This is a genomic window from Streptomyces specialis, from assembly GCF_001493375.1.
GTDB classification, from domain to species: Bacteria; Actinomycetota; Actinomycetes; order Streptomycetales; family Streptomycetaceae; genus Streptomyces; species Streptomyces specialis.
The window spans coordinates 617555-633017 of the sequence record NZ_LN929897.1 but is presented as its reverse complement, the minus strand read 5'-3'; the positions used below and the strand labels follow the sequence as shown (position 1 = coordinate 633017).

The following is a 15463-nucleotide window of genomic DNA, read 5'->3' as shown; positions in this document are numbered from 1 at the left end:
GCTCCTGCCGGGTATCAAGAGGTGTCGCCTTCGCGAGGAGAAGGTTAACCCTTGTGGAAGCTTGACCCCTAAGCACGATGAACCGTTGTCGAACGTTACCCCTTTGTGACAGCGAGAAGTTACCCTGCGGCCTTCACCGCAGGGCCCGTACTTCCGGCATTTCAGTCGAAAGGACTGAATTCCTCGAATTCCCGCTGCGCGGTGTCGCGGCGCTGCGCCTCCCGGTCCCGCCGCCGGCCGGCCGCCGGTCGCAGGGTGGTCATGCGGTGGTCCTCGCCACGCCGGCCCAGCATCTCGGCGCCGCCGGTGACCGCCGGCTCGAAGTCGAAGACCACGGAGTTCTCGTCGCTCCCGATCGCCACCCCGTCGCCCTCCCGGGCACCGGCCTTGATCAACTCCTCCTCCACACCGAGCCGGTTGAGCCGGTCGGCGAGGTAGCCCACGGCCTCGTCGTTGGTGAAGTCGGTCTGCCGGACCCAGCGCTCCGGCTTGTCGCCCCTGACCCGGAAGAGCCCTTCCTCCTCCACGGTCACCGTGAACCCGGCGTCGTCCACCGCCTTCGGGCGGATCACGACACGCGTCGCCGTTTCCCTCGGCTTCGCCGCCCGCGCCTCGGCGACGAGCGCGGCGAGCGCGTAGGAAAGATCTTTCAGGCCCTTTCGGGACACGGCGGAAACCTCGAATACGCGCAGCCCGCGCGCCTCGAGATCGGGGCGCACGATTTCGGCGAGATCCTGCCCCTCCGGGATATCCGTCTTGTTCAGCACGATCAGCCGCGGGCGATTGTCCAGGCCGCCGTACTGGGCGAGTTCCGCCTCGATCACATCGAGGTCGGTGAGCGGATCGCGGTCGGATTCCAGCGTCGCGCAGTCCAGCACGTGCACGAGCACCGAGCAGCGTTCCACATGCCGCAGGAACTCCAGGCCCAGGCCCTTGCCCTGGCTGGCGCCCGGGATGAGGCCGGGCACGTCGGCGATGGTGTAGACGGTCGTCCCGGCCGTGACCACGCCCAGGTTGGGCACCAGCGTGGTGAACGGATAGTCCGCGATCTTCGGCTTGGCCGCCGACAGCACCGAGATCAGCGAGGACTTCCCCGCGCTGGGGTAGCCCACCAGCGCGACGTCCGCGACCGTCTTCAGCTCCAGGACGATGTCCCGTTCCTCGCCCGGCTCCCCGAGCAGCGCGAACCCGGGCGCCTTCCGCCGAGGCGAGGCCAGCGCGGCGTTCCCCAGCCCGCCCCGGCCGCCCTGCCCGGCGACGAACGTGGTGCCCACGCCGACCAGGTCGGCCAGCACCTCGCCCTTCGCGTCCAGCACCACCGTGCCGTCCGGCACCGGCAGCACCAGATCGTGCCCCTCGGCGCCGGTCCGGTTGCCGCCGGCGCCCGGCTTGCCGTTGGTGGCCTTGCGGTGCGGCCGGTGGTGGTACTCCAGCAGCGTGGTCACGTCCGGGTCCACGACGAGCACCACGTTCCCGCCGCGCCCGCCGTCACCGCCGTCCGGGCCGCCGAGCGGCTTGAACTTCTCGCGGTGGACGGAGGCACAGCCGTGGCCCCCGTTACCCGCGACGATGTGCAGCTCGACGCGGTCGACGAAGGTGGTCATGACAGTGCCTCCATAGTGCTTGCCTGGGGTGTGAACACGGCAAGGGCGGACCAGCTTCCCGGCATGGGAAGGCGGTCCGCCCTCGGAAAACGGTGGTGCCGTCGGCGCCCGGTTACTGGGCGACGGGCACGATGTTGACGACCTTGCGGTCGCGGTACCGGCCGAACTCCACGTGGCCGGCCTGGAGCGCGAACAGCGTGTCGTCGCTGCCGCGGCCCACGCCCTTGCCCGGGTGGAAGTGCGTGCCGCGCTGGCGGACCAGGATCTCACCGGCGTTCACGAGCTGACCGCCGAAGCGCTTCACGCCGAGGTACTGCGGGTTGGAGTCGCGGCCGTTCCGGGTGGACGACGCGCCCTTCTTGTGTGCCATCTTCGCTCAGTCCCTTACTTCGCGGCCGGGGCGGGGATCTCGGTGACCTTCAGCGCGGTGTGGAGCTGACGGTGGCCCATCCGCCGACGGTAACCGGTCTTGTTCTTGAACTTCTGGATCCGGATCTTGTCGCCCTTGTGGTGGTCGACGACCTCGGCCCTGACCTTCACCCCGGCGAGCACCCACGGGTCGCTGGTGACGGTCTCGCCGTCGACGACGAGCAGGGTGGAGAGCTCGACGGTGTCGCCGACCTCGCTGGTGGAAATACGGTCAACCTCGATGACGTCGCCCACAGAAACCTTCTGCTGACGGCCGCCGGTGCGCACGATCGCGTACACGCGACAACTCTCTCTCACTCGATCGGAGCCCCTGATGCCAGCGACGGGCGAACCCGGCCTCTCCCCGGCACGGCGAACCGTGCGCGCGGCGGGGAGGAAGGTGCTCAGGGGCATGGCACGCCGGAAACGACACACCAGCGGCCAAGAATACGGAGGCGCCGACAAGGCGGTCAAATTCACCGCCCCGCCGGCGCCCGGGACCCGTATCAGTCGTCGGTCGACGCGGACACCGACGGCGGCTGCGGCTGCTCCGCCGCCGCGGTGGTGGCCTTGGCCGTCTTCTTGGCCGGAGCCTTCTTCGCGGTCTTCTTGGCGGCGGCCTTCTTGGCGGTCTTCTTGGCCGGAGCCTTCTTCGCCGCCTTCTTGGCCGGGGTCTTCTTCGCGGGCGCGGTGACGACCGTCACCACCGCCTCCGTCGCACCCTCCGGCGAACCCGCCGGGGCCGAGGCGCGGCGCACCGCGCGGCGGCGCGGCGGCGGCGCGTCGGAGACCACCGTCCCGGACTCCTCGCCGGCCGGCTCGGGACCGGCGGGCTCCGGCTCGGGCGCCCCGGCCGCGGCCCGCGGCTCGGTGGCGGCCACGACCAGCACCTCCGGCTCCCCGGCCGCCCGGGGCGATCCGGCCGGAACGGTGACCTTACGGCTCCCCCGGCGCCGCGCGGGCGCGGGCGGGGTGTCCTCGGCGGGCGCGGTCTCCTCGGCGGGAACCGACTCGCCCGGGATCTCCGGAGCCGGGGCGGGCTCGGCGGTGACCACGGTCACGGCCGCCTCCTCCGCCTCGACGTCCGCCGTCCTCGGCGGCCCGGCCGGCGCGCTCACCTTGCGGCTGACCCGGCGCCGCCTGCGCGGCTCGGCCGCCGCCTCGGGGGCGGGCTCGGGCTCGGGACGCGCGGGCTCCGCCTCGGCGGCGGGCTCCACGACCTCGACGGCCTCGACGCGCTCCCCGGCGGGCCCGGCGTCCATCGGCTCGACGGCCTCGGTCGTGTCCACCATCGCGGTGTGCACGATCGGCTCCACGGGCTCCTCGGTCTCGGCCGGCTCCAGGACCGGCAGCGGCTCGTCGGCCGCGCCCTTGCCCCGCTTGCGCCCCTTCCGCCCACCGCCGCCACCGCCGCCGCCCGCCGCGTGCGCCTGCTCCGCGTGGACGATGACGCCCCGGCCGTTGCAGTGCACGCACGGCTCGGAGAACGACTCCAGCAGGCCCTGCCCGACACGCTTGCGCGTCATCTGGACCAGGCCGAGCGAGGTGACCTCCGCCACCTGGTGCTTGGTGCGGTCCCGGCCCAGGCACTCCAGCAGCCGCCGCAGGACCAGATCCCGGTTGGACTCCAGCACCATGTCGATGAAGTCGATCACGATGATGCCGCCGAGGTCGCGCAGCCGGAGCTGGCGCACGATCTCCTCGGCCGCCTCCAGGTTGTTCCTGGTGACGGTCTCCTCCAGGTTGCCGCCCTGCCCGGTGAAGCGGCCGGTGTTCACGTCGATGACGACCATCGCCTCGGTCCGGTCGATGACCAGCGAACCACCGCTGGGCAGCCACACCTTCCGGTCCAGGGCCTTCATGAGCTGCTCGTCGATCCGGTACGTCGCGAAGACGTCCACCTCCGACGTCCAGCGCTGGAGCCGCCCGGCCAGGTCGGGCGCCACGTGCGCGACATAGCCGTGGATGGTCTCCCAGGCGTCGTCGCCGCTGACGATCACCTTCGAGAAGTCCTCGTTGAAGATGTCGCGGACCACCCGGACGGTCATGTCCGGCTCGCCGTACAGCAGCGTCGGGGCGTTGCCCTTCTTGGCCTTCTTCTGGATCTCGGCCCACTGCGCCTGGAGCCGCTCCACGTCACGGGTCAGCTCGTCCTCGCTGGCGCCCTCGGCAGCGGTGCGTACGATGACGCCCGCGTCCTCGGGGACGATCTTCTTGAGGATCTGCTTCAGCCGGGCGCGCTCGGTGTCGGGCAGCTTGCGGCTGATGCCCGTCATCGACCCCTCGGGCACGTACACGAGGTAGCGGCCGGGCAACGAGATCTGGCTGGTCAGCCGGGCGCCCTTGTGGCCGATCGGGTCCTTGGTGACCTGGACGAGGACCGGCTGCCCGGACTTCAGCGCCGACTCGATACGGCGCGGGCCGTGACCCATGCCGAGCGCCTCGAAGTTGACCTCACCGGCGTAGAGCACCGCGTTGCGGCCCTTGCCGACGTCGACGAACGCCGCCTCCATCGACGGCAGCACGTTCTGCACCTTGCCGAGGTAGACGTTGCCGACGTACGAGGAGGACTGCTCCTTGTTGACGAAGTGCTCGACCAGGACGTTGTCCTCCAGGACCGCGATCTGGGTGCGCTCGCCGCTCTGCCGGACGACCATGACCCGCTCGACGGACTCCCGGCGCGCCAGGAACTCGGCCTCGGTGATGATCGGCGCGCGGCGGCGGCCCTGCTCGCGGCCCTCGCGGCGGCGCTGCTTCTTCGCCTCCAGCCGGGTGGAACCCTTGATGGACTGCACGCCGTCCGAGCTCTCGGCCGCCTCGTCACGCCTGCGGCGCGGCTCGCGGACCTTGACGACCGTCCGCTCCGGGTCGTCCCCGGCGGCGCCGCCCTCGGGGGCGTCGCCGTTCCGGCGCCTGCGGCGACGGCGGCGACGGGAGCCGCCAGCGCCCTCCGGGTACTCGTCGGCGCCCTCGGTGCCCTCGTCGGCCGCCTCCGGCTCGTCCACGTCGAGGGGACCAGCCTCGGCCTCCTCGTCGTCCCTGGTGGCCCCGGTGTCCCCGGCACCGCCGGAGACGGCCTCGGCGGCGCGCTCCACGGTCTCGCCCCGGCGGCGCCTGCGCCCGCCGCGGCGGCGCCTGCGGGCGGGACGGTCGGCCAGCGCCTCGTCCTCGTCGTCCTCCTCCGCCTCGGCGGAGGTGACGTCCTCAAGCGCCTCCAGGTCCTCCAGCTCCTCGACGACCTGCTCATCCTCGTCCTCCGCCTCGGCGGGAACGGTCTCGCGCACGGCCTCCTCGGCGGCGCGCTGCGGCGTCTGGAACATGGGTGCCTGGAACACCGGCGCCCGGAAGACGGCGGTCGTCGCGACCGGCACGGCCGGCGGCAGGGGGGTGTCCTCGGCGTGCGGGGAGGGCGCGGCGCTCTCGTCGGCCCGGGGGGCCGTCCCGGCTTCCGGCGCGGCCTCGGCGCGGGTGGCGCGGCGGCGCCTGCGCGTCGCGGGAGCGGGCTCAGGCTCGGCCTCGGCCGCCTGCTCCGGCTCGGGCTGCGGCTCGGGGCTCGGCGCGGCGGTCTCGGCGGCCGGGGGGGCCGCCCCCGCCTCCGGCGCGGGCTCGGCGGGGGGGGGGGGGGCGGGGCGAGGTGGTCGGCGGGGGGGGCTGTCGCGGTCCCGGGCGCGGGGTCGGCGGGGGGGGCGCGGGGGCGCCTGCGCGTCGCGGGGGCGGGCTCGGGCTCGGCCGCGGCCGCCTGCTCCGGCTCGGGCTGCGGCTCGGGGCTCGGCGCGGCGGTCTCGTCGGCCGGGGGGGCCGCCTCGGCCTCCGGCGCGGCCTCGGCGCGGGTGGCGCGGCGGCGCCTACGCGTCACGGGGGCGGGCTCAGGCTCGGCCTCGGCCGCCTGCTCGGGGCGCGGCTCGGAGTCGGTCCCGGGCTCCGGCGCGGCGGCGGCCCGGGTCGCCCGGCGCCGCTTGCGGGCCGGGGCGGGCTCAGGCTCGGCCTCGGCCACCGGCTGCGCCTCGGGCTCCGGCGTCGGCTCCGGCACGGCGGTCTCGTCGGCCGAGGGGGCCGCCTCGGCCTCCGGCGCTGCCTCGCGGCGGGGGCGGGGGCGGCGTCGGCGCGACGGGGGGGGGGGCTGCGGCTGGGCCGCCGGGTGGGGGCGCGGCCCGGGGCGGGGCGCGGGGGCCGGCCCGGCGGCCTCGGGCGCCGTCGCGGGGGCGGTGGCACGCCGCCGCCTGCGGGGCGCGGCGGGCGGCTCCTCCTCGGCGGCGGCCGTCTCCGGCTCCGCCGTCCCGTCGGGCTCCGGCGACGCCACGCGCGTCACACGGCGGCGCTTGCGGGGCGCCGGTTCGGCCTCGGCCGCCTCGGCGGCCGGCTCGGCTCCGGCCGGGGGCCCGGCCGGGCGGGACGCCGCGCGCCGACGGCGCGGCGGCAAGGTGTCACTGGGGGTACTCGTGGTAGGGACGTCGTTCTCGACGCGGCCGACACCGTCCGCCTCGGCGGACTCGTTGGGCTCTTGCATGCGGGCGGTTCTCCCGTCACGCTCCCGGGCGCCACGCCGGAACTGAGCGGGCGCCGCTCGGGAGCTGTCGTTATCACTCGCCGGTTCCGGACCGCGTGGCCCGGCTACGGCGAAAGTCTTCTGGTAGGTGCGTCGCCCGGAACAGCCGGACCCGAGTGGCTCTCTGGCACCAGGCGGTTCGGCGGCGCAGCAACGGCATCGCTAAACGGTGATCCCCGGCACCGCCGCAGCCCGCTGCCCGGCGGCCCTGGTCGAGGCGGCCCCGGCAGCTTCGCGGTCAGGCGCGAACGGGTCTGTCACCGTGCCGGTCTCCTCATCGAGCGGCCCCTGCGCCAGCCTGGTCACCGCTGCGGGGACCGGCGGCGCCAGGTCGGCCGTAGCGCGGAGACCGGACAGGACGTCGTCGGGTCGTACGGCAGGGATGAGATGCCGTACTACCAGCCGCAGTATCGCACAAGGGTGGGGGTCAGGCCCATGGGACCCCGCCGGGTCCGGAGGATCCGGCAGGACGGCGAGCGATACGACGGCCGCGCGGGCGTCGAAAACACGCAGGCCCTTCTTGGTCTGCCGCCGCACCTCGACGGTCTCGGCGGCCAGGAACGCGCGGACCGCGCGCCCGGCCTCCGCCGGGTCCACGCCGTCCAGCCGCAGCTCCCAGTGGGACGCCGTGAGCTGCTCGGCGAAGTCGCCGGTCCTGGCCTCGACGATGTCGATGATGTCGAGCCCGTCCGGCAGCGACGCGTCCAGGCTCGCCCGCAGCTCCTCGATGTCCCGCGTCCGGGCCAGGGCGATCTCCAGGTACTCCGCCTCGCTCGCCGTGCCGGTCGGCGCGGCGTTCGCGTAGCTGACCTTCGGGTGCGGGGTGAACCCGGCGGAGTACGCCATGGGCACGTCGGCCCGGCGCAGCGCGCGCTCGAAGGCGCGCTGGAAGTCCCGGTGGCTGGTGAACCGCAGGCGTCCGCGTTTGGTGTACCGCATCCGCACACGCTGCACCGCCGGAGCGGGCGGCGGGCCTACGGGCTGTCGCTTGCCCAGTTCTGTTCAGTCCCTCGTACGTACCACTTTCGGGGCCCGGTCACGGGCCGTTGCTTGACTCCAGGTTACGTCCCTCCGGAGGGTCACGCTGTCGCTATCCAATAACGCAGCTTCTCCGCGCGCTGATCCTCGAAGACCCCGCCGCACGCCTCGATGACCTTCCGGGACGCCACGTTGTCGTCGTCGCACGTCACCAGCACCCGCTCGTGCCCCAGCGCGCGGGCCACCGGTAGGGACTCGCGCAGCATCGCCGTCGCGTGGCCCCGGCGGCGGGCGGAGGGACGGACGTCGTAGCCGACCAGGCCGCCCCAGTCCAGCAGCCTCCGGGTGAGGCGGTGCCGGATGGAGAGGCGGCCCAGGAACGTGTCGCCCGCCACGTACCACAGGATCGTGGACGGTACGAAACCCTGCGGGCGGGGGCTTTCCGGCCTCGCGTCCGCGATCGTTCGCTCGACGTACTCGGCGAACACCGCCGGCTCCCGCCACCGCGGGCCGTACACCGCGATGTCGCGGCCCAGCATCGAGTTGTCCTGGAGGGTGCCCCGGCCCTCGGCCTCGAACTCCTCGACCGCGTCGAGGAACGAGGCGTGCACGGCGGTGGTGGGGGTGACAAGCTGCGGCATCGCTTCATCCTCTGCCCGGGATTCCGCCGGGGCAACCTGTCACTTCACGACTGTGAGCGGCAGCAACTTCTTCCCGGTCGGCCCGATCTGGATGTGGGTGTCCATCTGCGGGCAGACGCCGCAGTCGAAGCACGGGGTCCACCGGCAGTCCTCGACCTCGGTCTCGTCGAGCGCGTCCTGCCAGTCCTCCCACAGCCAGTCCTTGTCCAGACCGGAGTCCAGGTGGTCCCAGGGCAGGACCTCCTCGTACCCGCGCTCCCGCGTCGTGTACCAGGCGACGTCCACGCCGAACGGCTCCAGCGCGGGCCCGGCGCACGCCATCCACTGGTCGTACGAGAAGAACTCGCGCCAGCCGTCGAACCGGCCGCCCGCCTCGTACACCGCGCGGATCACCGCGCCCACCCGCCGGTCGCCGCGCGACAGCAGGCCTTCCACCGTGCCGGGCTTGCCGTCGTGGTAGCGGAAGCCGATGGAGCGGCCGTACCGCTTGTCGGCGCGGATCGCGTCCCGCAGCTTGGCCAGCCGGGCGTCGGTCTCCTCGGCGGAGAGCTGCGGCGCCCACTGGAACGGCGTGTGCGGCTTGGGCACGAAGCCGCCGATGGAGACGGTGCAGCGGATGTCGTTGGACCCGGAGACCTCGCGGCCCTTGGCGATGACCTTGCTGGCCATCTCCGCGATCTGGAGCACGTCCTCGTCGGTCTCGGTCGGCAGCCCGCACATGAAGTACAGCTTGACCTGCCGCCAGCCGTTGCCGTACGCGGTGGCGACCGTGCGGATCAGGTCCTCCTCGGAGACCATCTTGTTGATCACCTTGCGGATCCGCTCGCTGCCGCCCTCCGGGGCGAACGTCAGACCCGAGCGGCGGCCGTTGCGCGTCAGCTCGTCGGCCAGGTCGATGTTGAACGCGTCGACCCGGGTCGAGGGCAGCGACAGGCCGATCTTGTCCTCCTCGTACCGGTCGGCCAGGCCCTTGGCGACCTCGGCGATCTCGCTGTGGTCGGCGGACGACAGCGACAGCAGGCCGACCTCCTCGAAGCCGGTCGCCTTCAGCCCCTTGTCGACCATCTCCCCGATGCCGGTGATGGAGCGCTCCCGCACCGGCCGCGTGATCATGCCGGCCTGGCAGAAGCGGCAGCCGCGCGTGCAGCCGCGGAAGATCTCCACCGACATCCGCTCGTGGACGGTCTCCGCCAGCGGCACCAGCGGCTGCTTCGGGTACGGCCACTCGTCCAGGTCCATCACGGTGTGCTTGGCGACCCGCCACGGCACGCCGGACCGGTTCGGCACGACCCGCGCGATCCGGCCGTCCGGCAGGTACTCCACGTCGTAGAAGCCCGGCACGTACACCCCGCCGGTCCGCGCCAGGCGCAGCAGCAGCTCCTCGCGCCCGCCGGGGCGGCCCTCCCGCTTCCAGGCCCGCACGACATCGGTGATCTCCAGCACGGCCTGCTCGCCGTCGCCGAGGACCGCGCAGTCGATGAAGTCCGCGATCGGCTCGGGGTTGAACGCGGCGTGCCCGCCGGCGATCACCACCGGGTGGTCCTCGGTCCGGTCCTTCGCCTCGATCGGGATACCCGCCAGGTCCAGCGCGGTCAGCATGTTGGTGTAGCCGAGCTCGGTGGAGAACGAGAAGCCCAGCAGGTCGAAGGCGCCCACCGGCCGGTGCGCGTCCACCGTGAACTGCGGGACGCCGTGCTCCCGCATCAGCTCCTCCAGGTCCGGCCAGACGCTGTACGTCCGCTCGGCGAGGACGCCCTCACGCTCGTTGAGCACCTCGTAGAGGATCATGACGCCCTGGTTGGGCAGCCCGACCTCGTAGGCGTCGGGGTACATCAGCGCCCAGCGGACATCGCAGGCGTCCCAGTCCTTCACGGTGGAGTTGAGCTCACCGCCGACGTACTGGATCGGCTTCTGGACGTGCGGGAGGAGGGCCTCCAGGCGCGGGAAGACCGACTCGACAGGCATGGCTGTATCTTTCGCGAGCTGTTGGGGGCGTGATCCGGATGTCACGGAGCTGACCATTCAGCCTACCCGGACCCGGCCGGTGGCCTCTCAGGCGGCGGACAACGGACGTTTCATGCTCACGGACTGGAGCAGTCCTATCGCGATCCACGACACGAACATCGCCGTGCCGCCGTAGGAGAGGAACGGCAGCGGCACCCCGGCGACCGGCATGATGCCCAGCGCCATTCCGATGTTCTCGAAGGACTGGAACGCGAGCCACGCGACGATCCCGGCGGCGATGATCGTGCTGTACAGGTCGGTCGCGCCGCGCGCGATGCGCAGCGCCCGCCACAGGATCAGGCCGATCAGCACGATGATCCCCCCGGCGCCGAGGAACCCCAGCTCCTCCCCCGCCACGGTGAAGATGAAGTCGGTGTGCTGCTCGGGGACGAACTGGCCGGTGGTCTGCGTGCCGTTGAAGAGCCCGGTGCCGTTGAGCCCGCCCGAACCGATCGCGATACGGGCCTGGTTGACGTTGTAGCCGACGCCCGACGGGTCGCGGGACGGGTCGGTGAACGCGGCGAAGCGGTCGAGCTGGTACTGGTCGAGGACGCCGAGCGTCCAGACGAGCACGGCCGCCGCCACCCCGGCCAGGATCAGCCCGAGCGACCAGCGCAGCGGCGCGCCCGACGCGAGGAGGATGCCCAGGACGATGACGCTGAGCACCATCGCCATGCCCATGTCGTCGATGACGACGACGGCCAGCGGCGCGGCGGCCAGGGCCAGGGACTGCCAGATCGCCCGGCTGGCCGGCTGCTCGCTGTCGCCCGCGTCGACCTGGGCGGCGAGGATCAGCGCCATGCCGAGGATGATGGCGACCTTGGCGAACTCGCCGGGCTGGAGCGTGTACCCGGCGACCGACAGCCAGGCGCGCTGGCCGTTGATCTCGGTGCCGAGCGGGGTGAAGACCAGGAGCATCGCGCCCATGGAGAAGGCGAAGAACAGCGGGACCGCGCCGCGCAGCCGGTGGTGGCCCAGCCACATCACGCCGAGGGCGAGCGCGACGCCCACGGCGAGGTTGATCACCTGGCGTATCAGGAAGTACCGCGGGTCACCGTCGGTTATCTCGGTGCGGTTGCGGGTGGCCGAGTAGATCAGCAGCAGGCCGAGGAGGGACAGCGCGGCGGCGGCCAGCAGCAGCACCCAGTCGACGCGGCGCGCGACGGAGTCCCGCGCGGAGAGCCGGCGCCAGGCGTTGCCGCGCTGGGCCGGCAGGGTCAGGGTGTGGACGCTCACAGGTTCCCGTCACTCGTTCCGCTCGTCGCGCTGCGGGATGATCGTGCCGTTCTCGTCGATCTCCGGCAGGTCCCGGTTCGGCTCGGGCAGCAGGGCGGCGTCCTGGTCGATGGAGCCGTCCTCGCCGACGCCGTAGATGGCCTCCCAGATGTTCCGCACGGCCGGGCCGGAGGCGCCGGAGCCGGTGCCCGCCTGGGAGATGGTCATCACCACGGTGTAGTCCTCGGAGTAGGTGGCCAGCCAGGACGTGGTCTGCTGGTCGCCGGACGCCTCCGCGGTGCCCGTCTTGCCGCGCAGCGGGATCTCGCTCTGCGGCCAGCCGCCGAACCGCCAGGCGGCGCTGCCGGTGGTCATCACCGCGGCGGTGGCGTCGCGGAGGTTCCCGATGGTCTCGTCGTCGGCCGGGAGCTGACCGTTCGGCTGCGGCTCGAACTCCTCGACCACCTCGCCGTCGGCGGCGACGACGGCCCGGCCCACGGTCGGGGTGTACAGCGTGCCGCCGTTGCCGAGCGCGGCGTAGACGGTGGCGAGCTGGATCGGGGTGACCAGCACGTCGCCCTGGCCGATGGAGAAGTTGAGCATGTCACCGGCGCGCATGTTCATGCCCTCGGTGCAGTTCTCGCGGGCGATACGGGCCTCGTAGTCCTCGCGGTCGGAGTCCGCGATCTCGCACCACGTCTCCTGGTTCGCCTCCCAGTAGTCCTGCTTCCACTGGCGGTCCGGGATGCGCCCGGCGGCCTCGTTGGGCAGGTCGATGCCGGTGGGCTCGCCGAGACCGAAGTCGTGCGCGGTGTTGAACAGCCAGTCGTCGGGGTTGTCCACCGGGTCGGTGCCGCCGTCCGCCAGCCACTCCTGGTGGGCGATGCCGTAGAAGACGGTGTTGCAGGAGACCTCGATGGCCCGGCCCAGGGTGATCGGGCCGTAGGAGGACGACTCGAAGTTGCGGAACTCCTGGCCGCCGACCTCGTAGGAGGACGAGCAGTCGTAGGTGTCGTCGAAGTCGTACCCGGCGTTGACGGCGGCGGTCGTGGTGATCACCTTGAACGTCGAACCGGGCGGCCCCTGGCCCTGGATGGCCCGGTTGAGCAGCGGGTTGTCGGAGTCCTCGCTGGTGAGCCGCTCGTACTCGTTCGCCGAGATGCCGCCGACCCACACGTTGGGGTCGTAGTCGGGCGCGGAGGCCATGGCGACGACGCGGCCGGTGTCGTTCTCCAGCACTATGGCCGCCCCGGAGTCGGCCTCGAAGTTCCGCCCGGAGACGTCGTCGTGCGTGTCGCGGGCCGTCTCGATGGCCTGCGCCAGCTCGTCCTCGACGACGGCCTGGACCCGGGAGTCGATGGTGGTGATGAGGTTGGCCCCGGCCTCGCCCGGCTCGCTCTCCGACTCGCCCAGCACGCTGCCGAACTTGTCGACCTCGTACCGGGTGACGCCCGCCCGGCCGCGCAGATAGCTGTCGTACTGGCGCTCCAGACCGGACCGGCCGATCTGGTCGGACCGCAGCAGCGGCGCGTCGGTGTCCTCCGTCTCGGCGACCTCCTCGTCGGTGACCGGCGAGAGGTAGCCCAGCACCTGCGCGGTGTTGGCGCCGTCCGGCGAGGGGTACCGGCGCACGGCGGTCGGCTCGGCGCTGATGCCGGGGAAGTCCTCGGCCCGTTCCCGGATCTGGAGCGCCTGCTGCGTGGTCGCCTCGTCGGTGATCGGGATCGGCTGGTACGGCGAGCCGTTCCAGCACGGCTGCGGCGTCTCGGCGTCGCACAGCCGCACCCGGTTGGTGACCTCCTCGACCGGCATGCCGAGCAGCTCCGCCAGGTCGGCCAGGACGCTCTCGCCGTCGTCCGGGAGGCTGCCCAGCTCGGTGCGGTCGGCGGAGACGACGAGCCGTGTCTCGTTGTCCGCGAGCGGCACGCCGCGCGCGTCCAGGATCGAGCCGCGCACGGCGGGCTGCACGACCTGCTGGACATGGTTGCCCGCCGCCTCGGCGGCGAACTCGTCGCCCTGGCGGATCTGGAGATACCACAGTCTCCCGCCCAGGGTGAGCAGGAGCGAGAAGACCAATATCTGGATGACGACCAGCCGGATCGTGATCCGGGAAGTCCGGCCCGTCTCGGGGATGTTGGTCACGACGTCCTTCCGTTCTCCGCCGGGCCCCGCCCGGTGATGCCGCCCGTCCGCGGGGAAACGTCCCTCATAGCCGCTTGACTCCCTTGACGCGTCCCACCTTGCCGCGCGCGGGCCGGCCGAGCAGCGGCGAACGCCCGCCCAGCCGCGCGGCCTTGCCGTACCGGCTGCGCCGCGGGGCGCGGGTCCGCAGCCCGGTCCCGCCGCCGCCCAGCCAGCGCACGCCGGTGTCGGCACCGCCCGAGGAGCCCGAACCGCCGTCCCCGGCCAGCGGGTCGCTCTCCAGGCGCCGCGCCATGGCCATCACCACCGGCACGGTGAACGGGGCCAGCAGCAGGTCGTAGAGGGTGGCCGTCAGCAGCAGCTTGCCGATGCCCGCGTCCTGGACCGCGGTGTCCCCGACGAGCGTGCCGACGAGCGCGTACAGCAGCGTCGAGGCGACGGCCCCGGCCGCGACGACGACCATCGGTCCGGTGGCCGAACGGTGCTGGCCCGTCTCGGGCTTGGTGAGGCCCGCCGCGTAGCCGATGACGCACAGCACCAGCGCGTACCGGCCCACGGCGTGGTCGGCGGGCGGCGCGAGGTCGGCGAGCAGCCCGGCGGAGAAGCCGACCAGGCAGCCGCCGACGTGCCCGTAGACCAGGGCCAGCGCCAGCACCGTGAGCAGCAGCAGGTCGGGGACGGCGCCGGGCAGTCCGAACCGGGCGAGCACGCAGACCTGGACGACCAGGGCCGCGACCACCAGCACGGAGGCGAGCAGGGTGCGGGACACGCGCATCGGTCAGCTCCTGGTGGCCGGGTCGTCGGGGTTCCGGTCGTCGCCCGGGGTCTCGCCCCGGGTCGCGTCCGCGCTCGGGATCGCTGTCGCGTCCGGGGTGTCGTCCTCGGGGTCGCGGGCGACGGCGTCCTCCGTCCGCCCGGCCTCCGCGGTTCCACCGGTCTCCCCGGCCGGGTCGGCATCGGCGGCCGGGTCGCCCTCCGCGTTCGCGTTCCGATCCTCCTGGGCGGCTTCCTGGGCGGCCTGATCCCCGTCGCCCTGCTGGTCGGGCCGGGGCGGCAGCACGGAGTCGCGCGGGTTGTCGCGCGGCGGCTCGACCACCACACCCACCAGGTCGAGCTGGGTGAACTCCACGTAGGGCCGCACCCGGACGGTCCGGGTCAGGTCGCCGGTCGTGCGGTCCACGCTGATGACCTCGCCGACCGGCACCCCGGGCACGAACGGCTTGTTGTCGGCGGAGCCGAAGGTGACCATCCGGTCGCCCTCCTCCACCTGCGCCTGCTGGTTCAGCAGTTGCACGTCCAGCGTGTTGTCGCCGCGGCCGGTGGCGAAGCCCAGCTCCTGGTTGCCCTCCAGCCGGGTCCCGACGGTGAAGTCCGGGTCGTTGGCGAGCAGGACGGTCGCGGTGCCAGGCCCCACGGTGGTGACGCGGCCGACCAGCCCGTCGCCGTTGAGCACGGTCATGTCGCGGGCGATGCCGTCCTCGCTGCCCGCGTCGATGGTGACGGTCCAGGAGAAGCCCTGGGCGGCGCCGATCGCGATGACCTGGGCGCCGACGATCCCGTACTGCCCGGCGCCCGCGGTCCCCAGCAGCTCGTCCAACTGCTCGACGCGCGCCTCGCGGTGCTCGTCGCTGCCCAGCTGCTGCCGCAGCTCCGCGTTCTCGCGCTCCAGCTCGCTGATCCGGTCGTGCCGCTCGCCGGAGTCGCGGACGGCGGCGATGGCGTTGGCCACCGGGTCCACCGCGCCGGCCATGCCCTCCTCGACGGGCCCGAAGACGGACGCGGCGGCCTCTCTCGCGCCGTCCAGCGGGGAGTCCTCCCCGCCGCGGATGTCCATCGTAATGAAGGCGAACGCGATGGAGATCAGCAGGACGAGAAGCAGCCGGCTCTCTCGGGTGTCCCTCACGTGCGGCGGCCGTGCCTTTCTG

Annotated in this window: 10 protein-coding genes and 1 pseudogene; all 11 read right to left on the bottom strand. The window is 72.9% G+C overall.

Going from position 1 to position 15463, the window contains the following annotated elements:
* Window positions 1-161: 161 nt before the first annotated feature.
* The 11 genes and pseudogenes from obgE to mreC all read right to left on the bottom strand — a co-directional run bounded on the left by obgE (window position 162) and on the right by mreC (window position 15441).
* Window positions 162-1604 carry a GTPase ObgE gene (gene obgE, locus BN2279_RS25515; protein ID WP_059013384.1) on the bottom strand — a complete coding sequence of 481 codons (1443 nt, stop codon included), beginning with the start codon at window positions 1602-1604 and terminating at the stop codon, window positions 162-164.
* Window positions 1605-1716: 112 nt separating this feature from the next.
* Window positions 1717-1974 (bottom strand): 50S ribosomal protein L27, encoded by a 258-nt coding sequence (gene rpmA, locus BN2279_RS25510; RefSeq protein ID WP_059013383.1) that lies wholly within the window; start codon window positions 1972-1974, stop codon window positions 1717-1719.
* Between the two features lie 14 nt (window positions 1975-1988).
* Window positions 1989-2312, bottom strand: a complete 324-nt coding sequence (gene rplU / locus BN2279_RS25505) for a 50S ribosomal protein L21 (RefSeq protein ID WP_059013382.1) — start codon at window positions 2310-2312, stop codon at window positions 1989-1991.
* A 206-nt stretch (window positions 2313-2518) separates the two neighbouring features.
* Window positions 2519-6519, bottom strand: a pseudogene (locus tag BN2279_RS25500) (Rne/Rng family ribonuclease).
* Window positions 6520-6720: 201 nt separating this feature from the next.
* Window positions 6721-7512, bottom strand: coding sequence for a TIGR03936 family radical SAM-associated protein (locus BN2279_RS25495; protein WP_059013381.1), 792 nt, complete (start codon window positions 7510-7512; stop codon window positions 6721-6723).
* 125 nt (window positions 7513-7637) lie between these two features.
* Window positions 7638-8177 (bottom strand): GNAT family N-acetyltransferase, encoded by a 540-nt coding sequence (locus tag BN2279_RS25490; protein ID WP_059013380.1) that lies wholly within the window; start codon window positions 8175-8177, stop codon window positions 7638-7640.
* A 39-nt stretch (window positions 8178-8216) separates the two neighbouring features.
* The gene (locus BN2279_RS25485) at window positions 8217-10142 is read right to left on the bottom strand and encodes a TIGR03960 family B12-binding radical SAM protein (RefSeq protein WP_059013379.1); all 1926 of its coding nucleotides are present in this window, start codon (window positions 10140-10142) and stop codon (window positions 8217-8219) included.
* Window positions 10143-10229: 87 nt separating this feature from the next.
* Window positions 10230-11417, bottom strand: coding sequence for an FtsW/RodA/SpoVE family cell cycle protein (locus BN2279_RS25480; RefSeq protein WP_059013378.1), 1188 nt, complete (start codon window positions 11415-11417; stop codon window positions 10230-10232).
* A 9-nt stretch (window positions 11418-11426) separates the two neighbouring features.
* On the bottom strand, window positions 11427-13538 hold the full coding sequence (mrdA, locus tag BN2279_RS25475; RefSeq protein ID WP_059013377.1) for a penicillin-binding protein 2: 2112 nt from the start codon (window positions 13536-13538) through the stop codon (window positions 11427-11429).
* 64 nt (window positions 13539-13602) lie between these two features.
* Entirely contained in the window at window positions 13603-14313 is a 711-nt protein-coding gene (gene mreD, locus BN2279_RS25470; protein WP_059013376.1) for a rod shape-determining protein MreD, read from the bottom strand.
* Between the two features lie 3 nt (window positions 14314-14316).
* A complete protein-coding gene (gene mreC, locus BN2279_RS25465; RefSeq protein WP_059013375.1) occupies window positions 14317-15441 on the bottom strand; it encodes a rod shape-determining protein MreC in 1125 nt (374 codons plus the stop codon).
* Window positions 15442-15463: the final 22 nt, after the last annotated feature.